Here is a 26482-nt window from a genome sequence, read left to right as displayed (position 1 = left end):
GCGGACCGGGGCGCATCGGGCGCGGTGGACAGCGGCCGGCCTGGTGGCCCGCGGGCGCACCCGACCGACCGCGCAACCGCGCCTAGTTGCCGCCGGCGGGCTCGGCGCCCGCCGGGGTGATCACCTGCGCCGTGCCCAGGTCGAACTCGGCCAGTTCGGCGGCGATCACATCCTTGTCGCCGACGATCAGCCAGGTCAGACGCTCGGGCTGGATCACCTGACGCGCGGTTTCCTGCACGCCTTGGGTGGTCAGCGCGCGCCACAGCGCCGGCAGCCGCTCGGCATGGTCATAGGGCCGGCCATAGAGCTCATTGGCCGCCAGGCTGCCCAACACCGCCCCGGCGGTCTCGTATTGTCCGGGCAGCGAGCGGGTATTGTTGTTGACCGCGCGGGTCAACTCTTCCCGGGTCGGCGGCTGGTCGCCCAGATAGGCGTCATACTCCTTGAGGATCTCGGCGATGGAATCGCCGGTCTTGTCGGCCTGCACCGGCGCGTAGAGCATGTAGGGCCGCTGTGCCTGGGCGCTGTAGAGGAACGAACTGGCGCCATAGGCCCAGCCCTTGTCCTCGCGCACGTTCATATTGATGCGCGCGGTGAAGCTGCCGCCGACGATCTGGTTGGCGGCGGTGATCGCCACGTCGCGTTCGGCGTCGGGCGCCGGTGCCAGATGGCCGGCCAGGATCAACGACTGCGGCGAGCCCGGCCGGTCGACCACGAAGATCCGAGGGGCGTCGGGCAAGGCAACCTGCGACAGCGTCTTGGTGGGCTTGGGCGCGTCGGGCGCCTGCCAGCGGCGGAACGCCCGCTCCAAGATCGGCTGGATGTCGGCGAGCGTGGTGTCGCCGACCACGAACAGCGTGGCATTGTCCGGCCGCACCCAGGTGCGGTGAAACGCGACCAGATCCGCGCGGGTCAGCGCCGCCACCGACTGCGGCGTGCCCGAGCCGGTGAACGGCACCCCATAGGCGTGATCCTCGCCATAGAGCAGCGGCGGCAATTCGCGCAGCGCCAAGCCGATCGGCTGGGCCATTTCCTGGCCGATGGCGGCGATCCGCTGGGGCTTCTTGCGCGCGATTTCGGCCTCGGAAAAGGCCGGCTCGGCGACCACCTCGGCCATCAACTCCACCGACGGCTTGAGATTGGCCTTGAGCGCCGACAGCGACACCGTGACAGCATCCAGGCCGGCCGCGGTCGACAGCTCGGCGCCCAGGTCTTCCAACTGCGCGGCCAGGTCGAGCGCCGAGCGGCGCGTCGTGCCCTCGTCCATCAGGTCCATGGCGAAGCTGGCCCGGCCCAGCGGCGCGCCCTGGTCGGCGGCATAGCCCGCGTCCACCTGCAGGCGCATCTCCACCACCGGCACCGCGTGGCGCTCGGCCAGCACCACCTTGAGCCCGTTCGACAGGGTCGCCTGCTGCACCTCGGGGAAGCTCAGGTCCGGGGTGTCGCCCACCTCGGGCAGGGCCGAGCGGTCGGCGCCGCTATCGGCGACGGTGAAATCGTCATAGGGCAGATAGGTGATCTGGTGGAACCCGTCGCCAAGCCAGCGCCGCGCCAGGTCGCGCACCTCGTCGCGCTCGGCATTGTTGATCCAGGCCAGTTCGGTTTCGATGAAATCCGGGTCGCCGGCATAGATCTCGCCGCTGGCCAGGGTCACCGCCTTGCCGCCGAAGCCGCCCACCTGTTCAAGCCCGCGCACCACGGCGGCGTTGATCTTGGTGACCGCGCGCGCCAGTTCAGCACGGCTCGGCCCCTCGGCGCGGAACTCGGCCATGATCTCGTCGAGCCGGGCGCTGACCTCGGCCGGGTCCTCGCCGTCCTTCACGTCGACGATCACGCCGACCACGCTGGTCAGTTCGTTTTCCAGCAAGAAGCTGCCGGCGCCGGTGGCGATCTGCCGGTCATAGACCAGGTCCTTGTAGATTCGGCTGTTCTTGCCGTCGCCGAGCACGTCGGTGGCCAGTTGCAACAGCTTGGTGCGCCGGTCGGTGCGCGGCGGCGCGACCCAGAAGCGGTAGACGCGCTGCTGGGGCACCTCGTCCTCGACCAGCTGATAGGTGTTGACCGTGCGCTCGGGCACCCAGGCCTGCCATTTGGTCAGCGGCGGACCGGCGGGAATGTCGCCGAAATAGGTCTCCATCTTGGCCCGCGCCTCGGCGGCGTCGATGTCGCCGGCCAGCACCACCACCGCGTTGGCGGCGCCATAGTATTGGGTGAACCAGCTTTTCACATCGTCGAGCGAGGCGGCGTCCAGGTCCGCCATCGAGCCGATCGGCAGATGATGATAGGGGTGGTCGGACGGCATCAGGCCATCCATCAGCAGGCGGAACAGGTCGCCATAGGGCTGGTTGTCGTAATTCTGCCGCTTTTCGTTCTGAACCACGCCGCGTTGCTGGTCGAGTTTCTCCTGGGTCACCGCGCCGAGCAGATGGCCCATGCGATCCGATTCGAGCCACAGCGCCAGGTCCAGCGCCGGGGTCGGCACGTTCTGGAAGTAATTGGTGCGGTCGAAGCTGGTGGTGCCGTTGTAACCGGTCGCACCCACGTCTTCGAGCGGCTTGAAGAACTCGTCATCATAGTTCTCCGAGCCGTTGAACATCAAATGCTCGAACAGGTGGGCGAAGCCGGTCTTGCCTTCGGGTTCGTCCTTCGAGCCCACATGATACCAGACCGACACCGCCACGATGGGCGCTTTGCGGTCTTCGTGAACGATGACCCGCAAGCCATTGTCCAAGGTGAATTTCTCGTATTCCAGGTCGATCTGCGGCGCGGTGTCTGCGGCCGCCTTTGGGAGCGTCGCGGCGGCCGTGAACAACAGCGACGCCGCGAGCACGGCGGGTCTGAGCAACATGGGTGGGGTTCCTCGACTGTCTGGCGTAGGGACGGGAGATCGACGGATGCGCGCACCCCTAGTGCATGGGGGCCGGCGGCACGGTCGTCGACGGGTTCGGGAGCAAAACACACTCCAAACGCGACCCAGATATTAGCGTCAGGATTGTTCCCTGTCATCGCTTAAAAGGCGCGACGGGCCGGGCCGAACCGCCAACGACCGACCGCCAGCCGCGCCAGGCCAGGGCCGCCGGGGTCCGCCACAACCGGGGTCGGACGGGGCCCGCAAAACCCGGCCTCAGAGGCCAAGGTCGGTGGCCCGCACTGGCCAAGGCGGGCGTGGTTGGCAATAGTCGCAAAACAAGGACACGATCAGGGAGGGAGCCATGACCGACACCACCACGACCCGCCGGGGCTTGCTGTCCGGCGGCTTGGCGGCCGCCGCCGTCACCGCCGCCGGCGCCACCGGGCTCAGCCGCGCGGCGGCCGAGGAAGCGGCCGCGCAGAGCGCGCGAAGCGGCATCACCGCCGAGACCTTGGCCCAGGCCGAAAAGCTGCACGATCTGCGCTACACCGCCGACGAGCGCGAGCAGATCCTCAACACCATCCAGGCCCAGGTGGACGGGCTCGCCGCCCTGCGCGCGCTCGACCACCCCAATGACTTGGCGCCCGCGCTGGTGTTCGACCCGCGCCTGCCCGACCGCGCCTATGCAAGCCCCGGCGGCGGCGTCCAGGGCGCCGAGCCGGCCCGGCCGGCCTTGCCCACAGCCGACGACGACGTGGCGTTCGCGCCGGCCCATGTGCAGGCACGCTGGATCCGGGCGGGCGAGCTGTCGAGCCGCGCCTTGGTGGAAATCTACCTCAAGCGCATCGAGCGCCACCGCCCGCACCTTGAAAACTTCGTCACCGTCACCGCCGACCTGGCGCGCGCCCAGGCCGACCGGGCCGACGCCGACCTGGCCCGCGGCCGGGTGCGCTCGTCGCTGCACGGCGTGCCCTATGGGCTCAAGGACCTGGCCGACACCGCCGGCCTTCGCACCAGTTGGGGTGCGACGCCCTATCGCGACCGCATCGCCGACGACACCGCCACCCTGGCCGCCAAGCTCGACGCCGCGGGCTGCCCGCTGCTCGGCAAGACGACGCTCGGCGCGCTCGCCTATGGCGACATCTGGTTCGGCGGCGTGACCCGCAACCCGTGGAACCCGGTCGAGGGCTCGTCGGGCTCGTCGGCCGGCTCGGCCAGCGCCACCGCCGCCGGGCTGGTGGGCTTCGCCATCGGCACCGAGACCCTGGGCTCGATCGTTTCGCCATCGCAACGATGCGGCACCACCGGGCTGCGCCCCAGCTTCGGCCGGATCAGCCGGGCCGGCGCCATGGCGCTGTGCTGGTCGCTCGACAAGGTCGGGCCGATCTGCCGCTCGGTCGAGGACACCGGCCATGTGCTGGCGATCCTGAACGGCGCCGACCGTGCCGACCCGTCCAGTCTCGACATGCCGTTCGGCTGGGACCGCGATCGACCGGTGGACGAGCTGGTGGTCGGCTACGACCCGGCCTGGTTCGAGGCCGATGGCGCCAATGACGTGGACCGCGCGGCGCTGGCGGCGGTGCGCGACCTGGGTGTGACCCTGCGCGAGGTGCGCCTGCCCGACCTGCCCTATGGTGCGCTGACCCGGATCGTCACCGCCGAGGCGGCCGCCGCGTTCGAGGAGCTGACGCTCAGCGACCGCGACGACAGCTTGCGCTGGCAGGACGACCGCGCCTGGCCCAACGGCTTCCGAACGATCCGGTTTTTCTCCGCCGTGGACATGATCCAGACCGACCGGCTGCGCCGCCGGGTGATGCGCGTCATGGCCGAACGGTTCGAGCGGGTCGACGCGCTGATCCACCCCAATTTCGCCGCCAGCCTGCTGGTGATCGGCAATTTCACCGGCCACCCGACGCTCAGCCTGCGCGCCGGCTTTGTGGACCGGGCGCCGCGCGGGCTGTTCGGTGCCCCCAAAGACCCCGACGCGCCCAAGGTGCGCACGACCCACAATGTCTCGCTGACCGGGCCGCTGTTCCGCGAGGATTGGTTGCTGACCCTGGGCCGGGCGCTCGAAGCGGCGCTCGGTGTGGCGGACGCGCGCCCGCCGCTTGGCTGAGCGCGCGGCCGGCGTCAGCGCCCGGCGGCGGCCGCGTCCGCCGCGCAGCGCCGGCCGTTGTGGTCACGGTAGACCTGACACGCCTCGGGCAACAGCGCCTGAAGCCGGGCGATGCGGTTGTCGGGGCTTGGGTGAGTGGACAGGAACTCGGGCGGGCGCTCGCCGCCGGCGTCGCGGAAGTTGCGCCACAGGTCGACCGCTTCCGATGGGTCATAGCCCGCCCGCGCCATGAAAATCAGGCCGATATGGTCGGCCTCGCTCTCCTGGGTGCGCGAAAACGGCAGCACGACCCCGAGCGTCGCCGCCTGGGCCATCAGCGCGGCGGTTTCCGACGACGCCTTGGTGGCGCCGGCGAGCACCGCCAGCCCGCCCTGCATGACCATCTGCTGGCTGACCCGCTCCGAGCCGTGCTTGGCGAGCGCATGGGCCACTTCATGGGCCATCACGGCGGCCAACTGGCCGTCGGTGCGCGCCACGTCGAACAGGCCGGTATTGACGCCCACCTTGCCGCCGGGCAGCGCGAAGGCGTTGGCGCTGTCGTCCTTGAACAGGGTGAACTCCCAGTCATAGCCGGGGTCGAAGTCCTGCGCGGCGGCGACGATATCGCGGCCGATCCGGCGAATGCGCGCCTGGCCCGCCCGGTCGCCCGAGATCGGTGTCTGGCGCTTGATCTGTTCATAGGCGTCGAGCCCCATGGTCACCGATTGGGCCTCGGGCAGCACGTTCAACTGCGACCGCCCGGTGATCGGTGCCGTCGAACAGGCCGCCAAAGACGCCGCCAAGATCAGACACAAGCCTCGGCCAAGCATCGCCATGTCTCCCACCCCATTGGCTTTGAGGCATAAGGTGGCGCAATGGCGGGGCGAGCGCAACGCCGGTCTTGAACCGGCAAGGTTCAGGGAGCCTGGGTTTGGCGGCCGCGACGATCGCCGCATGCCACAGCCATTGACACGGGCCGGCCGGCGCGGGATCAGGCAGCATGCGCCGCCAACGGGAGACCCTCGCTCATGGATGCCGACACCTTCAAAGCCGAGTTTCTGACCGGACTCAATCACCAACAGGCGGGCCAGTATGACGCCGCGATCGCCGTCTGGAACCGGCTGCTCGAGGCCCGTCCCGACAGTGCCGAGGCCCTTTCCCAACGCGGATTGAGCCAGTTCTGGGCCGGCGACCAGGAGGCCGGCCTCGCCGACATCCACCGCGCGCTCGACATGGCGACCGACAAGGCGCCGATCCACTACCATCTGGCATCGCTGTTGCTCGAACGGGCCGACCAGACGCGCGCGGTCGATCATCTGCTGGCCGCCGGCCGCGGCGCAGAGGACAATGGGCTTCTGCTGGTCATGGTGGTCGACGATCTGATCCGCCTCGACCGTGCCGATGCCGCACTCGCCCTGGCCGAAACCGCCGCCACCTCGCACCCCGGCGACGCGCGCACTCAGGCCGCCCTTGCCAAGGCATTGCTGGCGCAGGCGCGGATCGAAGCGGCCGCCACCGCGGCTGCCGGCGCCTATGAGCGGCTGCCCTTCGATCCGTTCGTGCTTGAGGCGTATGCCGCGGCGATGATGCTCGCCGACCGACAGAAGGAAACCCAGGCCGCCCTGTCGACCATCGAACGCATGCCGTCTGAGATGCTCGAGCGCGCGTTCATCGTCATCGCCCGGTTGCTCGAAGCCAACCGGGACTATCACAAGGCGCTCAAATTCTACCAGGCGCTGGTTCAGGGCGGCTCCGACACCCTGAGCGTGATGGTTGACTTCGCCCGTCTGGCCCTGCCCCAAGGCGAGTTGGAGGCGGCGCGCGCCACGCTCGACCGGGTACTGAAACGGACGCCCGATCTGGCGACGGCGCTGATGTTGATGGGCGAATACCACCTCCGCACCGGCGGTCCGGCCAAGGGCGTGCCGCTGCTGCGTCAGGCGCTGGCGAGCAATGGCGCACTGGTGGATTGTTACCGCTTGATGCAGGAGTTCGCCCCCGGCAGCCTGACCGACGGCGACCGAGAGGCGTTGCGGGCGCTCGCCACCGACGCCACATTGCCGACCGCAACCCGCGACAAGGCCGGCGGGCTTCTCGGCTAGCCGGCGCAGCCGCGCGAGGCTGGCGGACGCCGGATTCCATCGGGGCCGGGCTGGGGGCGCACTGGACCTGCAAGCGTTGACGGCATGGCGCGGCAAAAATCCCGTATAGCGTGTGAGTCGTTCTTTTTACAACACTGTCACTTTTTTTTACGATCCGGGCGTGGTTGCAACAAGACTGTAAAGCATAGTTAACAGGGGCCCTTCCGAGGCCTGCGCCAAGACCATCTTTTGGCTTATTTTCAATGACATAGCAGCTCGGCATAATGTTTGCTTAGCGACCTCCAGCGCGGAATGCGGCTGCCGTTCCGTCGCATATTGTCCGTCGCGCCCAGCGCGGCAGAGATGATCATTTTGGGAGGGAGCATATGCTCACAAAGCTACTGAAGCTCGGTTTGCTGGCGTCCACGGCAGCGATTTGCGCCACAGCGACGGCGTCGGCCTCCACGATCAGTGCGCCTTTAGACGTCGACGTCAACAAGGTTCGTTCGCGCATTGTGACCCAAGGCACCACGACGCTTACCGGCGCCACGCCCGTCAATCCGGAAGATTTGCGGGTTACCCCGGGTGAGTATTCTGGCGTTGCCGGCCTGTTCCTGTTCAACCGCAATCCCGACGGCAGCTTCGTCCGCGATGAAAACGGCTTGATCCCCGGCGCCGGCTGTACCGGCTCGCGCATCGGCGCGCGCAAGCTGTTGACCGCCGGACACTGCGTCGCCGGCAGCAGCAACACCGATATTCAGTTCAACAGTGCCTTGGCGACGTTCCTGGTGGAAGACCCGGTCACCGGGACGGCAACCATCGAACAGCACTTCATCGACGGCATCAGCCCTTGGCAGGTGCATCCAGATTTCACCGGTAACCTACTCGGGGGCAATGACGTCGCCGTGCTCAACCTTACGACCACGCCGTCTTCCCTGGTCGAGACCTATGACATCTTCCGGGGCAGCGATGACCGCGGTTCGGAGTTCGAAATCGTCGGATCGGGCACGACGGGGACCGGCGACACCGGCGGCACCATTGGCCAATCGACTTTGACCCCCGATCTGCGCGCCGGGCGCAACTATTTCGACGACTTCTTTTTCGATTTCGGCATCGGCGATCCCGACACGGTGCTGTGGTTCGATTTCGACGACGGCACGCCCGAGCGGGACGCCTTCGGCGCCACCGATCAGCTTTACCAGGCATTCGGCTTTCCACCCCTGGGACTTGAGCAGCTTGGCGTTGGCCCGGACGAGGTCAACACCGCGCCCGGCGATTCCGGCGGACCGAGCTTCATCAACGGCATGATTGCCGGCATCACGTCTTTCGGTATCACGTCCGACGGCATCACGCTCGCCGGCATTCCGATCGGCGCCGACGGCGACGGGGTGACCAATTCGTCGTTTGGCGAGTTCTCGGGCAATGCGCGCGTCTCCGCTTTGCAGGATTACATCGACCGTGCGCTGATCCCGGCCCCGGCGACCAACGCTCTGCTCGCCTTCGGCTTGTTCGGCGCCGCCTTCGCAGCCCGGCGCAAGATGCGACGCGACTGAGCCTGCACCGGCGGCGGACAGCGGCGGTCGATTGCCGTCGCTGCCGCTGCTTCGGACCTCGACAAGGCGGGCCGGGATCGTTCCAATGATCCCGGCCTTTTCGTGTCCTTCCCTCAGGAGATTTGCATGCCCCGTTTGGCCACTCTGTCCGCGCACGCCAAGGGCTTGGCCCTGTGCGCCTGTCTCGCCTTTGTCGCGCCCTCGGCGGCCGGCTTCTCCGACGCCGACGGCCGTTTCGCCGTAAAAGGCGCCGGCAACATGGCCTGTTCCGAATTCCAAGAAACATTGGGGGAAAAATCGGTTCAGTTCGGCGTCTATGCAGGCTGGGTGGCCGGCTATGTGACCGGCCTCAACCAGGCCGAGACCGAGACCTACGATCTGATGGGCTGGCACAGCGTGACGTCGCTGTTGCTCGCCGTGGATGCTTACTGTAGCCGGGTCGAGGACCGCCCGTTCCACCAGGCGGTGGGCCAAGTGGTCGCGCTGATGGGCAATGACCGGCTGACCGCCTTCAGCCCCTCGGTCACCCTGGGCGAAGGCGGCGAGGCGGTGTCGGTCTATGCCGAGACCGTCCGGCGCATCAAACAAAAACTCAAGCAGCGCGGTTTCTATGACGGCGCCGTGAACACCGAGTACGACGCCGCGACCAGCGAAGCGATCAAGGCGGTGCAAGAGCAAGCCCAATTGCGACCCACCGGCCTGCCCGATCAGCCCACCCTGACCGCCCTGTTCCTCGTCGACTGACCCGAGCCCCGCTGGCTGTTGGTGGTGCGGCAAACTAGGATGGGCGGAAAAGGCAGCCCTTGCCCGCGTTCGGCCTTGCGCCCGCAGCCGCGCCACCCAGCCGCCGACCCTGGGCGCCAGACCACAAAGCGGGGCCACACCCCGGCCACCGGCGCCCAGGGATTGCCGCGCCACCTGGCGGCAGCGCGCAACACCGCCGTTGGGGGCGGCAAGCCTGGTCAACCAGGCGCGGCGTTCGGGGCCCATGGGCGGCGCAAGCGGAGCGGCGGCGTCGGCCGCCCGGCGCGCAATACTCGCTCCATACGCAGGAGCGCCGACGGATCAAGCCAGGGATTGGTCGCGCAGGAGCTTGAAAACCGCCAATCCTTCCTGTGCCCGGCTTTCCGCTTGCACGGCCGCCGACGAGATCGTCGACAGGCTGTCCTTGATATGGCTCACCGCCGCGGCGGTGGCGTGCATATTGTCGGCGATCTCCTGGGTAGCCGCGGTCTGGGCGACGACCAGATCGTTGACGTCCTCGAAATGGCTGCCGACGCCCTCGATGGAGCCGCGCATCCGCTCCAGCGTGGCGACCACGTCGCCGGCCAAGGCTTGCAGCCGCCCGATCACTTCGGTGATCTGCTCGGTCGCCCCGCCCACTTGACCGGCCAGACGCTTGACCTCGCCGGCGACCACCGCGAAACCCTTACCCGCCTCGCCCGCGCGGGCGGATTCGATCGTCGCGTTGAGCGCCAGCATGTTGATCTGCGACGCGATGGCCTGGATCATGTCGACAATTCCGGTCAGCGCGGTAGCCGCCTCGGCCATGGCGTCGCTCGACGCGCGCGCGGCGGCGCTGTCGGCCATGGATTGCTCCACCGTGCTGCACGACTGCTGAACGCTGTGAGCGATGCGGTCGAACGCCTGGCGCATCTCGGCGGCGGCGCCGGCCATCGACTGAACCGTGTGTTCGGCCTGCTGCGAGGCATCGGCGGCACCGTCCGACCGCCCGGAGACGTCGCCGATCGCGGCGATGATGTGGGTCAGCTTGCGCTCCAGGTCCGCCGCCGTGCGTTCGGCGCGTTGGCGTGCCGCCACCTGGGCGGTCACATCGCTGGCGACCAAGACCACCTTGTCGATCTGACCGCTTTCGCCGGCCACCGGGTTGTAGCTCACCTGCAGCCAGACAGTGCCGCCGTCGCAGGTTCGCCGCGCCACCTCGCCGGTCCAATGGTCGCCGCTGCGCAAGGTCTGCCACAGGTCGGCCAACGCCGCGCGCCCACCATCGTCGTCGCCGACCAGCACCGCCTCGCTCTGTCCAACCAGGGCCGACGCCTCATAGCTGAGCAGCGACAGGAGATTGGTGTTGGCGGTTTCTATCGTGCCATCAATGGAGAATTCCGCCACCGCCATGGATCGATGCAGGGCGGCGACCTGGCTCTCGAACGACAGGGCGCGCAGCGTTTCGTCGGTCACGTCGGCGACCAGCTTGACCACGCCGGTCAGTTGACCGTCGAGGTCGCGAACCGGCGTGTAGCTGCCCCGGATCCAGATCGGGCGACCGTCCTTGCGCTGGCGCTTGAACCGGTCGGAAAACGGCTGGCCGCTGCCCAGTCGGCGCCAGAAATCGGCATAGTCGGCGCTCTCACGCATCTGCGGTTCGACAAAGATCCGATGGTGACAACCGACCACCTCGTCGCGGTCATAGCCGACCGCCCCCAGAAACGTGTCATTGGCCGCCAGGATATTGCCCTGGGTATCGAATTCGATCATCGCGATGCCCGCGGTGATCGCCTCCCATCGCATCGCCACCGCCCGTTCGCGCTCGCGCCGCTCGGTCACGTCCCAAACGATCATCTCGACCCCGCCGCGCCCCGTTGGCGACGGCGAATAATCCGCGCAGACCCACCGGCGCGTCCCATCGCCGGCCGTCCAGCACCAATCCACCCGCTTGGCCACGCCGGCCTGGATCTCGGCCCATACCGCGTCGGGCTCGGCGTCCTGGACCACCTGGGACTCCAGCAGGGCGCGCTGGTCGAGGCCGATCAAACCGGCACGCTCCCGTTGCAATAGCGTGCACAAGCCAGTGCTCACCTCGACGAACCGGCCGTCGTGCGCAAGATGCGCCCAGCACCAGCGATCCGAGCCCGCTCGCCCGGCCCCGCCGCGCGCCCGCCCGGAAAACCCGTCCAACACAAAGTTCATCATGCCCTTCCCCCTCAAACGACGGCCATTATCCCGAACCGCCGGTCGCCCCGCGCGTGGCCCGACCCCGACGAACCGCCCCTGGCGACTTGACGCCCTGACACATCACTGCCCCCGGTAGAATAAGCCGCGTGACAATAAATTTTTTGTAAAGCGCCGTGCCAGGGACGGGCCCGCATCGGCGTGCCGCCGGCCGATCGGCGTGGCGTGGTCTTTCCTCATTGCCGTGGATGACGTAGACCTGAGCCGGCAAACGTCGAATTCCCGGAAAGCAGCCCCCATGACCGTGTTGAAATCCGCCCTGTCGCCCTCGTCGGACGCGTTCGAGGCCAATGCCGCCCATATGCGCGCCCTGGTCGACGACCTGAAGACCCTGGCCGGGCGCATCGCCGAGGGCGGGCCCGAGCGCGCGCGGGAGAAACATTTGGGCCGTGGCAAGCTGTTGCCCCGCGACCGCATCGCCACCCTGCTCGACCCCGGCTCGCCGTTCCTGGAGATCGGCCAACTCGCCGCCCATGAGGTCTATGGCGAGGACGTGCCGGCAGCCGGGGTGATCGCCGGCATCGGCCGCATCGAGGGCACCGAGTGCATGGTGGTGTGCAACGACGCCACCGTGAAGGGCGGCAGCTACTATCCGCTGACCGTCAAGAAGCATCTGCGCGCCCAGGAGATCGCGGCACAGAACCGCCTGCCCTGCGTCTATCTGGTGGATTCGGGCGGCGCCAACCTGCCGCGCCAGGACGAGGTGTTCCCCGACCGCGACCATTTCGGCCGCATCTTTTACAATCAGGCCAATATGTCGGCGGCGGGCATCCCGCAGATCGCCGTGGTCATGGGCAGTTGCACCGCCGGCGGCGCCTATGTGCCCGCCATGGCGGACGAAAGCATCATCGTCCAGAACCAGGGCACGATCTTCCTCGGCGGCCCGCCGCTGGTGAAGGCGGCGACCGGCGAGCAGGTGACCGCCGAGGATCTGGGCGGCGGCGACGTGCACGCGCGGATCTCGGGCGTGGTCGACCATCTGGCCAAGGACGACGCCCAGGCGCTGATGATGGCGCGCCGGGCGGTCGCCAACCTCAACCACCGCAAGGCGGTCGATCTGGCGCTCCAGCCCGCCGAAGAGCCGGCCTACGACCCCGCCGAGATCTATGGCGTGATCCCGGCCGATACCCGCCAGCCCTATGACGTGCGCGAGGTGATCGCCCGGCTGGTCGACGGCTCGCGCTTCGACGAGTTCAAGAAGCTCTACGGCACCACGCTGGTCACCGGCTTCGCGCACCTCTATGGCTATCCGGTGGGCATCGTCGCCAACAATGGCGTGCTGTTCAGCGAAAGCGCCTTGAAGGGCGCGCATTTCGTCGAATTGTGCGCGCAACGGGGCATCCCGCTGGTGTTCCTGCAGAACATCACCGGCTTCATGGTCGGGCGGAAGTACGAAAATGGCGGCATCGCCAAGGACGGCGCCAAGATGGTCACCGCGGTGGCGTCCGCCGGGGTGCCCAAGTTCACCGTGCTGATCGGCGGGTCCTATGGCGCCGGCAATTACGGCATGTGCGGACGGGCCTATTCGCCGCGCTTCTTGTGGATGTGGCCCAATGCGCGCATCTCGGTGATGGGCGGCGAACAGGCCGCCAATGTGCTGGCCCAGGTCAAGCGCGACGGGCTTGAAGCGCGCGGCGAAGCCTGGTCGGCCGAAGACGAAGCGGCGTTCAAGGCGCCGATCCGCGACGGCTATGAAGCCCAGGGCCACCCCTATTACGCCAGCGCGCGGCTGTGGGACGACGGCGTCATCGACCCCGCCGACACCCGCCGCGTGCTCGGCCTGTCGCTGTCTGCCAGCCTCAACGCCCCGGTCGGCCACGACCGGTTCGGCGTGTTTCGGATGTAGCCAATGAGATATGATCTTGAAGTTCGCTGGGCCAAGCTGATCGCCACCCTGTTCGGGGTCGGCAAGCTGCGCCCGGCACCGGGCACCTGGGGCTCGGCGGTGGCCGTGGGCCTCGGCTGGGGCCTGTTGACCTGGGGCGGGCCGCTCTTGCTGTTCGCCGGCTGTGCGGTGGTGTTCATCACCGGCCTGTGGGCCGCCGGCCTGCACGGTCACAGCACCGGCCGGGACGACGCGCCCGAGGTGGTGATCGACGAGGTGGTCGGCCAATGGCTGACCATGCTGCCGCTGCCGTTCCTGGCCGGCGGCATGGGCTGGGAGGGGCTGGTGCTGGCGTTCGCGCTGTTCCGCCTGTTCGACATCACCAAGCCGTGGCCCATTCGCGCGCTCGACCGGCGGCTGAAGGGCGGTGTCGGCGCCATGGTCGACGACGCCTTCGCCGGTACCGTGGCCGGGCTGCTGGTGCTCGCCCTGGGGCTGACGCTCGGCCTGCCGAGCCTGTGAGCGCGCGCCGCCGATGACCGCCGATCGCCCGCTCCCCGACAGCCTGTTCCCGGCCCCGTTGCGCGACCTGGCGTCCCGGCTGGTGGCCGACGCCGGCGCGCAGGGCCACATGGTCGCCACCGCCGAGAGCTGCACCGGCGGGCTGATCGCCGGCCTGCTGACCGAGATCCCGGGCTCGTCAGCGGTGGTCGACCGCGGCTTCGTCACCTACACCAACGCCGCCAAGACCGAGTTGTTGGGCGTGCCGGCGGATCTCATCGCCACCCACGGTGCGGTGTCGGCGCCGGTGGCGCGCGCCATGGCCGAGGGCGCCCTGGCGCGGAGCCGGGCGCAGATGGCCGTGGCGGTCACCGGGGTTGCGGGGCCGGGCGGCGGCAGCGATGCCAAGCCGGTGGGGCTGGTGTGGTTCGCCCTGGCGCGCTCGGGCGCGGCGACACGCACCGCCGAGCACCGCTTCGGCGACCGGGGCCGCACGGCGGTGCGGCTGGCCACCGTTCAGGTGGCGCTGGAGATGCTGTTGCGGCCGTAGCGGCGCCGCGCCTCGCGCTCGAAGGCCGAGACCATGCGCTGCACGGCTTCGGTGAACAGGGCCCCGGCCAGCCGCTCGAACATCTTCGACTTGAACTGAAAATCGACCTCGAAGTCGATTTCGGTGCCGCCGTCGACCGGGCGGAAACGCCAGTCGTTGTAAAGATATTTGAGCGGCCCGCGCACATAGTCCACATGGACGTGATGGGGCCGTTCCAGGGTCACCCGAGACCGGAAGCTTTCCCGGATCATCCGAAAGCCGACCACCAGATCGGCGACGATCAGGTCGTCCCGGCGGTCCAGCATACGCACCCCGGCCACCCAGGGCACGAAGTCCGGGTAATTCTCCACATCGGACACCAGATCGAAGAGCTGTTCCGGCGTGTGGGGTAAGACTCGACGTTCACGATGACGCGGCATGGCCGGTGACATAGAAGGCCCCGGCGCCGGCGTCAAGGCGAACCGACATCGCGACGCTGCCAGCGTTCCCCAAGCCTCGACAGACGCTTAGAGATGCCCGGCCTGGGGCCCGGCGCCGGCGCGGTCAATCGCCGCGGCCGATGACCAGCCGCAACACCGCCACCGACCCGAGCCCCACAACCGCCGCCAGCCCCAGCGCCAACCCGACGTCGAGCCAGGGGCGCGCGAAGCCGGCAACCTTGAGGCCGGCGAAAAACAGCGCGATGCCGCCGAACAGGGCAAGCCAGGACGCCCGGGGGCGCCGGTCGACCGTCCAGGCCAGGACGCCCAACCCCAGCGCCGAGGCCAGCAGCACCCGGCGGGCGCGGCGCGGGTCGTCGAGGCCCGCGCTGACCCAGCCGACGACCCAGGCGTCGAGCGCCAGCAGGGTCGCGGTCACCATGAGCAGCGGCAAAACAAGGCGCGCCGCCCGCCAGCCGCCCAGCGGCAGGGACGACGGCGCGCTGCGGCGGCGGAACTGCACCATTGGCGCCCTCCCCGCCCCGGCCGCCGGCCGGTTACTCGGCGGCCGCCGCGGTCTTCGCGGCTTGGGCGCCTGGGGCGGCCTGGCCGGTCTGGGCGAGCTTGGCCTCGCGCGCGGCGCGCAACTTCTCGAAATCGTCGCCGGCGTGATAGCTCGACCGGGTCAACGGGCTCGCCGAGACCATGAGAAAGCCCTTCGAGCGCGCCAGCCGCTCATAGTCGGCGAATTCGTCGGGGCTCACATAGCGCGCGACCGGGGCGTGGCGTTTGGTGGGTTGCAAATACTGGCCGATGGTCAGGAAATCGATATCGGCCGACCGCATGTCGTCCATCACCTGCTGCACCTCCAGGCGCTGTTCGCCCAGACCGGCCATGATGCCCGACTTGGTGAACACGTCGGGGGCCACTTCCTTGACCCGCTGCAACAGCCGCAAGGAGTGGAAATAGCGCGCACCCGGCCGGATCGTCGGATACAGCCGCGGCACGGTCTCCAGATTGTGGTTGAACACATCGGGGCGTGCCTCGGCCACGGTTTCGATGGCGCCGGGCTTGTGGCGGAAATCGGGGGTCAGGATCTCGATGGTGGTCTCGGGGCTCGACCGGCGCAGGGCCTCGATCACCCGGACGAAGTGTTGCGCCCCGCCGTCGGGCAGGTCGTCCCGGTCCACCGACGTGATGACGATGTGCTTGAGCCCCATGTCGGCGCAAGCCTCGGCGACATGGGCCGGCTCGTCCGGGTCGACCGGATTCGGCAGGCCGGTCTTGATGTTACAAAAGGCACAGGCCCGCGTGCAGGTGTCGCCCAGGATCATCACCGTGGCATGGCGCTGGCTCCAACACTCGCCGATATTGGGACACGCCGCTTCCTCGCACACGGTGTTGAGCTTGAGCGAGCGCATCAGCCGCCGGGTCTCGCCATACTCGCGCGAGATCGGCGCCTTGACCCGCAGCCAGTTGGGCTTGCGGTCGGGGGTCCGGGGATCGGGGCGCTGGCGATCGGGGGTCGGCTTGGCCGTGGTCATGGGACGGGTCCTTCGTGCTGGCGCGGCGACGGGGTCGGGCCGGTGTCATGAGGTGTAGACTTAGCCGTTGACAGCGCGGGCGCAAGTGACACAGCCGCGCAAGGGGCAGCGCGCCCGGTTGCAATCCGGGCCGCCGCCAGAGTCGGGGCGCTGCCAGCGCCTGTCTACGCGGGGCGGGAGGGGAAGGTCAACCGAACCTCGGTGCCCCGCCCCGGTACCGAGCGCACCGTCAAGGTGCCGCCGTGCAGCCGCATCAATTCGACCGACAAGGGCAGACCGAGGCCGGTGCCCGCGATGGTTTTCTTCAGCGGGTGTTCCAGTTGCACGAACGGTTCGAGCGCCTGTTGGATCTCCGCTTCCGTCATCCCGGGGCCTTCGTCGCGAATGGCGATCAGGACCTCGCCGGTCTCCGGCCGGGCGGCGATGACCAGACTGACGACGGCACCCGGTGGTGACACCTTGATGGCGTTGGACAGCATGTTGGAAACCGCCTGATGGGCCCGGGTCAGGTCGCAATAGACCGGCAGATCGCCGCCGCCTTCCAGCGCGATGGTCACGCCCCGATCGTGGGCGAAACCGTGCAGCAAGCGCAGCGGATAGTCCACCAGGTCGCTGACCCGATGGTCCCCACAGCGCAACCCCAGACGGGCCTGTTGGGCCTTGGCGTAATCGAGAATGTCGCTGACCAGATTGAGCATGTGCTGGCTGGCTTGGTGGATCGTCTCCAGATGGATGCGCTGCTGGGCATCCAGCGGGCTGAGGTCGGCCGCCAGAAGCAAGTCGGAATACCCCATGATCGCGTTCAGCGGCGTGCGCAATTCATGGCTCATATTGGCCAGAAACCGGTCGCGGGCCTGCAATGCCTCGCCCAACCGGGCGGCAAGTTCGGCGTGATCGTCCTGCCGCTGAACGCTCTCCAACTCCGCCCCGCCCAGCGGATCGGCGGCTATCGGCTGGTCAGGCGTCTGCGGCGCAGAGGTCGTCCGTGGTCCGACGGCCTCTCCCTCATGCTGCGGCATCGGCACGCGATCTGCCCCCATGCCCGGTCTCCCCTGCGCGTCGGTGGCACGACTAGCCACCGCTTCTATACCTTGGCCAACCCGTCACTCCGCAGTCCTTGATTCATCGGTCGCGTCATCGGCCGCTGCAGCGCCAGCTAAATCCTAACGTTATGTTAACCGCATTCCTGAAAGGCAACAAGATCAAGAAAAAACCCTGTTTAACGGTGCCCTGACCGCCGTGGATCGCCGGCCATCGCCGCCCCACCTCGCACCGCGCCGCCCGTCGCTCAGTAGTGAATGACCCGGCCGAAGGCGTCGAGCACGCTTTCGTGCATCATCTCCGACAGCGTCGGGTGTGGGAACACGGTACGCATCAGGTCTTCCTCGGTCGCCTCCAACTGTCGCGCGATCACATAGCCCTGGATCAACTCGGTGACCTCGGCGCCAACCATATGGGCGCCGAGCAGCGCGCCGGTCTGGGCGTCGAATACGGTCTTGACCAGGCCCTCGGGCTCGCCGAGCGCGATCGCCTTGCCGTTGCCGATGAACGGGAAGCGGCCGATCTTGACCTCATAGCCCGCGTCCTTCGCCTGGCTCTCGGTCAGGCCGACGCTGGCCACCTGCGGGCGGGCATAGGTGCAGCCGGGGATGTTGTCGGTGTCGAGCGGGTGCGCGGTCTCAAGCCCGGCCATGCGCTCGACCGCCGCCACGCCTTCGTGGCTCGCCTTGTGGGCCAGCCAGGGCGGGCCGGTCAGGTCGCCGATGGCCCAGACGCCGTCGATGCCGGTGGCCCCCCATTGGTCGGTGACCACATGGCCGCGCTCGACCCGGACGCCCAGGTCTTCAAGCCCCAGGCCTTCGGTGTTGCCGACGATGCCGATGGCCAGGATCGCTCGGTCGAACTGCCGGGTCTCGGTGGTGCCGTCGGCAAGTGTGATCCGCGCCTCGACCGCGTCGCGGGTGGCCGTGAGGGCGTCGACGCTGGCGCCGGTGTGCAGGGTCAAGCCTTGCGCGGTCAGTTGTTTGGCGACGAACTGGCTGATCTCGGGGTCTTCCACCGGCAGGATGCGGTCGACCGCCTCGACCACCGTCACCTCGGCGCCCATGTCGGCGTAGAAGCTGGCGAACTCGATGCCGATGGCGCCCGAGCCGATGACCAGCAGCGATTTGGGCATGGCCTTGGGCGTCATGGCGTGGCGGTAGGTCCAGATGCGCTCGCCGTCGGCCTTGAGATGGTCAAGCTCGCGCGCCCGCGCGCCGGTGGCGAGCAGGATATGGGCGGCGGCGAGCGTTTGGGTGCCGTCCTGGGTCTCGACGCTCAGCGTGCCCGGCCCGGTCAGCCGGCCGGTGCCCATGATGGTGGTCACCTTGTGCTTCTTGAGCAGGTGGCCGACGCCCCGGTTGAGCTGGCCCGCGACGCTGCGCGAGCGCTTGACCACCGCGTCCAGGTCGAAGCCCGGATTGTCGGCGTGCAAGCCGAAATCCTTCAGCCGGTGCAGGTGATGATAGACCTCGGACGAGCGCAGCAGCGCCTTGGTGGGGATGCAGCCCCAGTTGAGGCAGATGCCGCCGAGATTTTCGCGCTCGACGATGGCGGTCTTCATGCCCAGTTGCGCGGCCCGGATCGCGGCCACATAGCCGCCGGGGCCGGCGCCCAGGACGATCAGGTCGTAACGGTCGGTGGCCATGGCTTGTCTCCTCGTAGGGTCGGGCGGCGGTGGCGGTTTGCCCTGGTGCGCGCTGCCGCCTCAGCACCGCGGCGGGGTGCCCCTCACGCCATCATCATCATCGGGTCTTCCACCAGCGCCTTGAAGGCGGCGAGCCATTGCGCGCCGATGGCGCCGTCGAGCGCGCGGTGGTCGACCGCCAGGGTGACGGTCATCATGGTGCGCGCCACCGGCTGGTCGTCGGCGTCGGGGACGAAACGGCGTTCGCCCTGCCCCACGGCCAGGATCGCGCCTTGCGGCGGGTTGATCACCGCGCCGAACTCGCGGATGCCAAACATGCCCAGATTGCTGAGCGAGAAGGTGCCGCCCTGATAGTCCTCGGGCGCCAGCTTGGCCGAGCGCGCCCGCGCCGCCAGGTCCTTCATCTCCGCCGAGATGGTCGCCAGGCCCTTGGTGCCGGCGTCGCGGATCACCGGCGTGATGAGGCCGCCGTCGACCGCCACGGCGACCGAGATGTCGGCGCGGGTGAACTTGTAGAGCGTGTCGCCGGCATATTGCACATTGGCGTCGGGTACCTGGACCAGCGCCAGCGCCGACGCTTTGATCAGAAAGTCGTTGACCGACAGCTTGACGCCGCGCGCGTCGAGCTTGGCGTTGAGCGCCTTGCGCGTCGCCAGCAGCTCGTCGAGGCCCACGTCGACGGTCAGATAGAAGTGCGGCACGGTCTGCTTCGATTGGGTCATGCGCCGGGCGATCACCTTGCGCATGCCCGACAGCTTGACCTCCTCATAGGGCACGCCGGCGGGCGGCGGCAGGATCGCGTCGGCGGGCTCCCCGGCCGCCGGTTTGGCCGCCGGCGCAGGCGCCGCAGCGGGCCCGGCCTCGGCCGCTGCGGGCTGGGTTTGGGCGGGCTCGGCCGCCTCCACATCCGCGCGGACGATACGGCCGCGCGGGCCGCTGCCGGTCAGTGTCGCCAAGTCGACGCCGCGCTGGCGGGCGATCCGGCGCGCCAGCGGCGAGGCGAACACCCGCCGGCCCCGGCGGTCGGTGGGCGCTGGCCCTGCGGTGGTGGTGTCGTCCGCCACCGGGGCGGGCGACGGGGCCGGTGAGGACGCGGACGAGACAGCGGCGGGCGCCTCGGCCTGGGCCGGTCGGTCGCCCTGCCCGTTCTGGTCGCCCCGCCCATCCGCGGCGCTGCCGGCGCCCGGACCACCGGGCGTCCCGGCGGCGGTGTCGTAGCCGTCGAGGGCGCCGGCGTCCTCGCCTTCTTCAAGGAGCAGCGCGATGGTCCGGCCCACGGGGATGTCCTCGGTGCCGGCGGCGACCAGCAGGCGCCCGACGGTGCCTTCGTCGATGGCCTCCACCTCCATGGTCGCCTTGTCGGTCTCGATCTCGGCGATCACGTCGCCGGGGGCCACGCTGTCGCCCTCCTTCACTTGCCAGGACGACAGCGTGCCCACCTCCATGGTGGGGCTCAGCGCGGGCATGAAAACTTCGATGGGCATCCTCGGTCACTCCCTGGGCGACGGGCGGGCGGCGTGGGTCGGGCGTCTTGGGGCCGGCGTCAGCGCGGCAACGGCACGGGGCGCGCGCCGCACCGCCTTGAGCCTCAGTCCCGGTAGCAAACGGCCTTGGCGGCGGCGACGATGCGCTCGGCGTCAATGGCCCACAGCTTCTCCAGATTGGCGGCGTAAGGGGTCGGCGTGTCCTCGTTGGCGACCCGGGACACCGGCGCGTCGAGATGGTCGAACGCCGCCTCCATGACCCGCGCCGACACCTCCGAGGCGACGCCGAACTGCGGCCAGTTTTCCTCGGCCACCACCAGCCGGTTGGTCTTCTTGACCGACGCCACGACGGTGTCGATGTCGAGCGGGCGGATCGTGCGCAGGTCGATGATTTCGGCCTCCAGCCCTTCGCCGGCGAGTATCTCGGCGGCCTTGAGGCAGTGGCGGATGCCGATGGAATAGCTGACCAGGGTCACGTCGGCGCCCCGGCGCACGGTGCGCGCCTTGCCGATCGGCAGCACCCAGTCGTCCCAGTCGGGCACCTCGCCCTGGTCGCCATAGAGGATCTCGTTTTCCAGGAACACCACCGGGTTTTCGTTGCGGATCGCCGCCTTGAGCAGCCCCTTGGCGTCGGCGGCGCTGTAGGGCGCGATGGTGATCAGGCCCGGTACCGCGCCGTACCAGGCGGCGAAGTTCTGGCTGTGCTGGGCGGCGACGCGCGCGGCCGCGCCATTGGGGCCGCGGAACACGATCGGAGAGCCGATCTCGCCGCCGGCCATGTAGCGCGTCTTGGCCGCCGAGTTGATGATATGGTCGATGGCCTGCATGGCGAAGTTGAAGGTCATGAACTCGACGATCGGCTTCAAGCCGCCGAACGCCGCGCCGACGCCGACGCCGGCGAAGCCATATTCGGTGATCGGCGTGTCGATCACCCGCTTCGGCCCGAACTCGTCCAGAAGCCCCTGGGTGACCTTATAGGCGCCCTGATATTCGGCCACTTCCTCGCCCATCAGGAACACCCGGCCGTCGCGGCGCAGCTCCTCGGCCATGGCGTCGCGCAGCGCCTCGCGCACCGTCTGCGTCTTCATTTTGGTGCCGGCGGGGGGCTCGGGGTCGGCATCCCCGGTGGGGCGTTCGCCCGGCTGCGGGGTCTGGATCGGGCCGGGCGTGCCGCTTGCTGTCGGCGCCGGGGACGGCGATTGCGGAGCCGGTTGGGGCGCGGGCTCGGCGCTGGCGTCCGCGGGCGCCGGGGCTGGCGCGCCGCCGCCGGGCGTGTAGCCGTCGAGCGCGCTCCGGTCCTCGCCCTCCTCCAGCAGCACGGCGATCGGCGTGTTGACCGCCACGTCCTCGGTGCCGGCGTCGATCAGCAGCCGGGCGATGGTGCCCTCGTCGATGGCTTCCACTTCCATGGTCGCCTTGTCGGTCTCGATCTCGGCGATCACGTCGCCGGGGCCGACCCGGTCGCCTTCGCCGACCTTCCAGGACGACAGCGTGCCCACCTCCATGGTGGGGCTGAGCGCGGGCATGGTGATGTCTTTGGGCATGGGCACTCTCGATTGTCAGGGGCGCCTTGGGGGTCCGCGCCATCGGCCGGCCGCAACCGGCCCGGCGGCGGGCCACCGGGCGGGGCCGTCAGGCGTCGGCCAGGACGTCGGTGTAAAGCTCCGACGGGTCGGGCTCGGGGCTGTTCTGGGCGAAGTCGGCGGCGTCGTTGACCACGCCGCGTACCTCCTTGTCGACCGCCTTCAAATCGTCCTCGCCGACCGCGCCGGCGTCGAGCAATTGCGCCTTGACCATCTCGATGGCGTCATGGTGCTCGCGATACTCGTTGAGCTCTTCCTTGGAGCGGTACTTGGCCGGGTCGGAGACCGAATGGCCGCGATAGCGGTAGGTCTTGAGTTCCAGCAGCAACGGCCCCTTGCCGGCGCGCACATGGGCGATCGCATCCTCGGCCGCCGCGCGCACCGCCAGCACGTCCATGCCGTCCACCAGCCGGCCGGGCACGCCCAGGCTCTCGCCGCGCTTGTATAGGTCGGTCTGGCCCGAGGCGCGCTTGACCGACGTGCCCATGCCGTACTGGTTGTTCTCGATGATGAAGATCACCGGCAGGTTCCACAGCACGGCCATGTTGAAGCTTTCATAGACCTGGCCCTGGTTGGCCGCGCCGTCGCCGAAATAGGTCAGCGTCACATTGTCGGTGTCATTGTATTTCTGGGCGAAGGCCAGGCCGGTGCCGAGCGGCGCCGACGCGCCGACGATGCCGTGGCCGCCATAGAAGCCCTGGGCGACCGAAAACATGTGCATGGAGCCGCCCTTGCCCTTGGAGGCGCCGCCGACCCGGCCGGTCAGTTCGGCCATCACCGAACGCGGGGTCATGCCGCAGGCGAGCATGTGGCCATGGTCGCGATAGGCGGTGATCACCTGGTCGCCGTCCTTGAGCGCCGATTGCAGGCCGACCACCACCGCTTCCTGGCCGATGTAAAGATGACAGAACCCGCCGATCAGACCCATGCCGTAAAGCTGGCCGGCCTTCTCCTCGAACCGCCGGATCAGCAGCATCTGGCGGTAGAAGTCCATCATCTCGTCATGGCTGGCGTCGTAGCGCGCCGGCGTTTCGCTCCGGGCCGTTTTGCCCCGCGACGACGCGGAACCCCGGCTACCGGATTTGGCGGGTGTCTTGGCCATGGCACTGTCCCCAACTGGATCTGGGCACGCCGGCGGACGTCGCCGCCATGCCTCTTATTATTGCGTTAAAACAGAGCCGGGCCGGGGATGCAAGCCGATGCGCCGAACGATCGTTCGGGAGCGTGTTACCGCTCGATGACCACCACGTCCTGGGCGTGCAGATAACCGAGCGAACGGCGCGCCTCTTCGTCGAGCCAGTCGGCGTCCAGCCGGTCGGGGCGCATCAGCGCCACCCTGGCCTCCAACGCCCGCCGTTGGGCCATCAGGCGCTCGGCCTCGGCGCTCAACTGCGCATGCTCTTCAACCAGGCGCGAATAGGCGAAAAAGCCATACTTGCCGTGCAGCGCGTGATAGCCAAAATAGGCCAGCACCAACAGCGCCACCGCAGCCGGCAGGGCGCGCACCAAACGGGGATTGATCGACCTCAAACGCATCATGGACCTAGCGAATCACAAGCGAATCGCCGCGTCAACGAAAAGACGCCGCGATCCATCGGGAAAACGATCATTGCGACTCGAACCGCCGCAATCAGCCAGCGGCGAGAAGCATTGAGTCGCGGGAGAAAACAATGGCAGACGATCGATCCAACACCGCCCGGTCGACCATCGGGTTCGATGACTTTCTCGCCGTCGACATCCGCGTCGGCACGGTGGTTGAGGCGATGCCCTTCCCCGAGGCGCGCAAACCGGCGATCAAGCTGATCGTTGATTTCGGGGCCGAGATCGGCCGGCGCAAAACCTCGGCGCAGATTACCGAGCATTACACGCCCGAAGCGCTGGTCGGCACCCAGGTGGCGGCGGTGGTGAACTTCCCGCCCAAGCAGATCGGCAAGTGGATGTCGGAAGTGCTGGTTCTGGGCTTTTCCGACGCCACCGGCGCGATCTCGCTGGTCCGCCCCGACCATTCGGTGCCCGACGGCAGCCGGCTGCACTGACCGACCGCGCGCCGCCCGGTGGCGCGGCCGCAGCGCCCGCCGAGCCGCCCCGAAACGGGGCGACCGGGCTGTGCGTCTGGGTCAGCGCTTGAGGATCGCGCGGCCGGCATAGTGGGCCGCCGTGCCCAGCTCTTCTTCGATGCGGATCAACTGGTTGTACTTGGCCAGCCGGTCCGAGCGCGCCAGCGAGCCGGTCTTGATCTGGCCGCAATTGGTGGCCACCGCCAGGTCGGCGATGGTGCTGTCCTCGGTCTCGCCCGAGCGGTGCGACATCACCGCCGTGAAGCCGGCCCGGTGCGCCATGTCCACCGCCTCGAAGGTCTCGGTCAGCGTGCCGATCTGGTTGACCTTGACCAGGATCGAATTGCCGACGCCGCGCTCGATGCCCTGGGCCAGCCGCGCAGGGTTGGTGACGAACAGGTCGTCGCCGACCAGTTGGCAGCGGTCGCCGATGCGCTGGCTCAAGGCCGCCCAACCGTCCCAGTCGTCCTCGCTCATGCCGTCCTCGATCGACACGATGGGATAGCTGTCGATCAGGTCGGCCCAATAGTCGACCATCTGGCCCGCATCGAGGGTCGCGCCCTCGCCCGCCAGCACATAGCGGCCGTCCTTGTAGAACTCGGTCGCCGCGGCGTCGAGCGCCAGGACGATATCCTCGCCCGCCTTGTAGCCGGCGCCGGCGATGGCGGCCATGATCTCGTCAAGCGCGGCGCGGGTCGAGTTGAGCGCAGGCGCGAAGCCGCCTTCGTCGCCGACCGCGGTGGACAGCCCCTTGTCCTTCAACTGGCCCTTCAAGGTGTGGAACACCTCGGCGCCCATGCGCACCGCCTCGCCCAGCGAACTGGCGGCCACCGGCATGATCATGAATTCCTGGATGTCGATGGGGTTGTCGGCGTGCTCGCCGCCATTGAGGATGTTCATCATCGGCACCGGCAGCACCCGCGCCATCGGCCCGCCCAGATAGCGATAGAGCGGCAGGCCGAGCCCGTCGGCCGAGGCGCGCGCCACCGCCAGGCTGACGCCCAGGATCGCATTGGCGCCGAGCCGGCTCTTGTTGGGCGTGCCGTCCAGGTCGCGCATCACCTGGTCGATCTCCACCTGCTGGGCGGCGTCAAGGCCGCTCAGCGCGTCGAAGATCTCGCCATTGACCGCCTCGACCGCCTGGGTCACGCCCTTGCCCTTGTAGCGCGGGCCGCCGTCGCGCCGCTCGACCGCTTCGTGCGCGCCGGTGGACGCCCCCGACGGCACCGCCGCCCGGCCAAACCCGCCGTCTTCGGTAAAGACATCCACTTCGACCGTGGGATTGCCCCGGCTGTCGAGAATCTCGCGGGCGACGATGTCGATGATGGCGGCCATGGGCCAAGCTCCTTTGGGATCGTTGGGGGTCGTTCGAGAGTCGTTCTGGGGTCGTTCTAGGTCGCGGGCCGGACAGGGTGCGCCAGACGGCGTGTCGGTCGTCGATTGCGCGCTCTGTCATAGCCAGCGCAGCGGTGGGGTTCAAGGACCCTGCCGAGGCCAGCGGCCACGCCCGGGCGTGGCGCGATCATCGCCAAAACCGCCAGGCGACGGGTCCGATCCACCCCTTTCCGCGTACCTGAAGAAAGGGTTAAAAGAGGTTTATCCCGATGCGCTTTTCTTTTCTGCTGTTTCTGGTCGCAACGCTTGCAGGCTGTGCCATGTCCGAGACGCCGACGCCCGACTATACCGTGGAACGCACCGCTGCCGACGGCGCCATCGAAATCCGCCGCTATGGCGATCTGCTGGTCGCCGAGGTGGACGCGCGCGGCGGCCGCTCGCAAGCCGCGGGCGACGGCTTCCGCGCCCTCGCCGACTATATCTTCGGCGGCAACCAGGTGTCGGAGAAAATCGCCATGACCGCGCCGGTGCTGCAAACTCCCAGCCTGCCCCCCAGCCCGGCCTCGGCTGCCACCGACGTGCCCGACGTGGCGGCTACCGAGCGCTGGCGGGTGCAGTTCGTCATGCCGCCGGGCTATGACATGGCCAGCCTGCCCAAACCGCGCTCGCGCCGGGTCGAGCTGCGCCGGCTGCAGCCGCGCCGGGTGGCGGTGCTGCGCTTTTCAGGCTTCAACTGGGAAAGCACCCTGGCGGAGAAGCGCGACCGGCTGATGGCGTGGCTCAAGCGCGAAGGGCTCGACACCGCCGGTCCGCCAACCTTCGCCTTCTATAACCCGCCCTGGACGCCGCCGTTTCTGAAACGCAACGAAGTGATGGTCGAACTGGCCGAGCGGCAAAACGACGCCGCGCCCGACAGCGGCAGGGAACCCGGTACCGACTGACCGA

22 protein-coding genes are annotated in these 26482 nt (G+C 68.6%); 9 read left to right on the top strand and 13 right to left on the bottom strand.

Going from position 1 to position 26482, the window contains the following annotated elements:
- Nucleotides 1–82: 82 nt before the first annotated feature.
- Entirely contained in the window at nt 83–2848 is a 2766-nt protein-coding gene (locus EV659_RS00850; protein WP_132706600.1) for a M16 family metallopeptidase, read from the bottom strand.
- Nucleotides 2849–3212: 364 nt separating this feature from the next.
- Here EV659_RS00850 and EV659_RS00845 point away from each other — a divergent pair, with 364 nt between their 5' ends.
- Nucleotides 3213–4967, top strand: a complete 1755-nt coding sequence (locus tag EV659_RS00845) for an amidase (RefSeq protein WP_132706598.1) — start codon at nt 3213–3215, stop codon at nt 4965–4967.
- A gap of 14 nt (nt 4968–4981) precedes the next feature.
- Here EV659_RS00845 and EV659_RS00840 read toward each other — a convergent pair whose 3' ends face one another.
- A complete protein-coding gene (locus EV659_RS00840; RefSeq protein ID WP_132706596.1) occupies nt 4982–5782 on the bottom strand; it encodes a M48 family metallopeptidase in 801 nt (266 codons plus the stop codon).
- 192 nt (nt 5783–5974) lie between these two features.
- On the opposite strand from EV659_RS00840, the gene EV659_RS00835 reads away from it, so the two are divergent.
- The 3 genes from EV659_RS00835 (at nt 5975) to EV659_RS00825 (ending at nt 9324) form a co-directional block, all read left to right on the top strand.
- On the top strand, nt 5975–7048 hold the full coding sequence (locus EV659_RS00835) for a tetratricopeptide repeat protein (protein ID WP_132706595.1): 1074 nt from the start codon (nt 5975–5977) through the stop codon (nt 7046–7048).
- A gap of 365 nt (nt 7049–7413) precedes the next feature.
- Nucleotides 7414–8580, top strand: coding sequence for a trypsin-like serine protease (locus EV659_RS00830; protein WP_132706593.1), 1167 nt, complete (start codon nt 7414–7416; stop codon nt 8578–8580).
- 126 nt (nt 8581–8706) lie between these two features.
- Nucleotides 8707–9324: a peptidoglycan-binding domain-containing protein gene (locus tag EV659_RS00825; RefSeq protein ID WP_132706591.1), complete on the top strand. Its 618-nt coding sequence runs from the start codon at nt 8707–8709 to the stop codon at nt 9322–9324.
- 321 nt (nt 9325–9645) lie between these two features.
- Here EV659_RS00825 and EV659_RS00820 read toward each other — a convergent pair whose 3' ends face one another.
- Nucleotides 9646–11508, bottom strand: a complete 1863-nt coding sequence (locus EV659_RS00820) for a methyl-accepting chemotaxis protein (RefSeq protein WP_165878635.1) — start codon at nt 11506–11508, stop codon at nt 9646–9648.
- A 280-nt stretch (nt 11509–11788) separates the two neighbouring features.
- Here EV659_RS00820 and EV659_RS00815 point away from each other — a divergent pair, with 280 nt between their 5' ends.
- The 3 genes from EV659_RS00815 to EV659_RS00805 are packed head-to-tail and all read left to right on the top strand — an operon-like array spanning nt 11789 to nt 14426.
- A complete protein-coding gene (locus EV659_RS00815; RefSeq protein WP_132706587.1) occupies nt 11789–13396 on the top strand; it encodes a carboxyl transferase domain-containing protein in 1608 nt (535 codons plus the stop codon).
- A 3-nt stretch (nt 13397–13399) separates the two neighbouring features.
- Nucleotides 13400–13897, top strand: coding sequence for a phosphatidylglycerophosphatase A family protein (locus EV659_RS00810; RefSeq protein WP_132706585.1), 498 nt, complete (start codon nt 13400–13402; stop codon nt 13895–13897).
- A 13-nt stretch (nt 13898–13910) separates the two neighbouring features.
- On the top strand, nt 13911–14426 hold the full coding sequence (locus EV659_RS00805; RefSeq protein ID WP_132706583.1) for a CinA family protein: 516 nt from the start codon (nt 13911–13913) through the stop codon (nt 14424–14426).
- Here the strand turns inward: EV659_RS00805 and EV659_RS00800 are convergent.
- The 9 genes from EV659_RS00800 to EV659_RS00760 form a co-directional block, all read right to left on the bottom strand.
- Nucleotides 14393–14845, bottom strand: coding sequence for a type II toxin-antitoxin system RatA family toxin (locus tag EV659_RS00800; protein WP_132706581.1), 453 nt, complete (start codon nt 14843–14845; stop codon nt 14393–14395). The genes EV659_RS00805 and EV659_RS00800 overlap by 34 nt on opposite strands.
- A gap of 124 nt (nt 14846–14969) precedes the next feature.
- Nucleotides 14970–15371 carry a hypothetical protein gene (locus EV659_RS00795; RefSeq protein WP_132706579.1) on the bottom strand — a complete coding sequence of 134 codons (402 nt, stop codon included), beginning with the start codon at nt 15369–15371 and terminating at the stop codon, nt 14970–14972.
- A gap of 31 nt (nt 15372–15402) precedes the next feature.
- Entirely contained in the window at nt 15403–16389 is a 987-nt protein-coding gene (lipA, locus tag EV659_RS00790) for a lipoyl synthase (protein ID WP_132706578.1), read from the bottom strand.
- 164 nt (nt 16390–16553) lie between these two features.
- On the bottom strand, nt 16554–17309 hold the full coding sequence (locus EV659_RS00785; protein WP_165878634.1) for a sensor histidine kinase: 756 nt from the start codon (nt 17307–17309) through the stop codon (nt 16554–16556).
- 368 nt (nt 17310–17677) lie between these two features.
- The gene (lpdA, locus tag EV659_RS00780) at nt 17678–19078 is read right to left on the bottom strand and encodes a dihydrolipoyl dehydrogenase (protein ID WP_132706574.1); all 1401 of its coding nucleotides are present in this window, start codon (nt 19076–19078) and stop codon (nt 17678–17680) included.
- An 83-nt stretch (nt 19079–19161) separates the two neighbouring features.
- Complete coding sequence (locus tag EV659_RS00775; protein WP_132706572.1) at nt 19162–20562, bottom strand: pyruvate dehydrogenase complex dihydrolipoamide acetyltransferase; 1401 nt, start codon at nt 20560–20562, stop codon at nt 19162–19164.
- Between the two features lie 104 nt (nt 20563–20666).
- Nucleotides 20667–22106, bottom strand: coding sequence for a pyruvate dehydrogenase complex E1 component subunit beta (locus EV659_RS00770; RefSeq protein WP_132706570.1), 1440 nt, complete (start codon nt 22104–22106; stop codon nt 20667–20669).
- Between the two features lie 88 nt (nt 22107–22194).
- Nucleotides 22195–23142 (bottom strand): pyruvate dehydrogenase (acetyl-transferring) E1 component subunit alpha, encoded by a 948-nt coding sequence (gene pdhA / locus EV659_RS00765; RefSeq protein WP_420877617.1) that lies wholly within the window; start codon nt 23140–23142, stop codon nt 22195–22197.
- A gap of 230 nt (nt 23143–23372) precedes the next feature.
- Entirely contained in the window at nt 23373–23684 is a 312-nt protein-coding gene (locus EV659_RS00760; RefSeq protein WP_200288105.1) for an FtsB family cell division protein, read from the bottom strand.
- 131 nt (nt 23685–23815) lie between these two features.
- On the opposite strand from EV659_RS00760, the gene EV659_RS00755 reads away from it, so the two are divergent.
- Nucleotides 23816–24181, top strand: coding sequence for a tRNA-binding protein (locus tag EV659_RS00755; RefSeq protein WP_132706566.1), 366 nt, complete (start codon nt 23816–23818; stop codon nt 24179–24181).
- An 81-nt stretch (nt 24182–24262) separates the two neighbouring features.
- Here EV659_RS00755 and eno read toward each other — a convergent pair whose 3' ends face one another.
- Nucleotides 24263–25537, bottom strand: a complete 1275-nt coding sequence (gene eno / locus EV659_RS00750; RefSeq protein WP_132706564.1) for a phosphopyruvate hydratase — start codon at nt 25535–25537, stop codon at nt 24263–24265.
- A 269-nt stretch (nt 25538–25806) separates the two neighbouring features.
- On the opposite strand from eno, the gene EV659_RS00745 reads away from it, so the two are divergent.
- The gene (locus tag EV659_RS00745; protein ID WP_132706562.1) at nt 25807–26478 is read left to right on the top strand and encodes an SOUL family heme-binding protein; all 672 of its coding nucleotides are present in this window, start codon (nt 25807–25809) and stop codon (nt 26476–26478) included.
- The last annotated feature ends 4 nt before the right edge of the window (nt 26479–26482 follow it).

Origin of the sequence: Rhodothalassium salexigens DSM 2132 (assembly GCF_004341375.1) — a bacterium.
GTDB classification, from domain to species: Bacteria; Pseudomonadota; Alphaproteobacteria; order Sphingomonadales; family Rhodothalassiaceae; genus Rhodothalassium; species Rhodothalassium salexigens.
The sequence above is the reverse complement of the archived record's forward strand: the minus strand, read 5'-3'. Positions and strand labels throughout refer to the sequence as shown.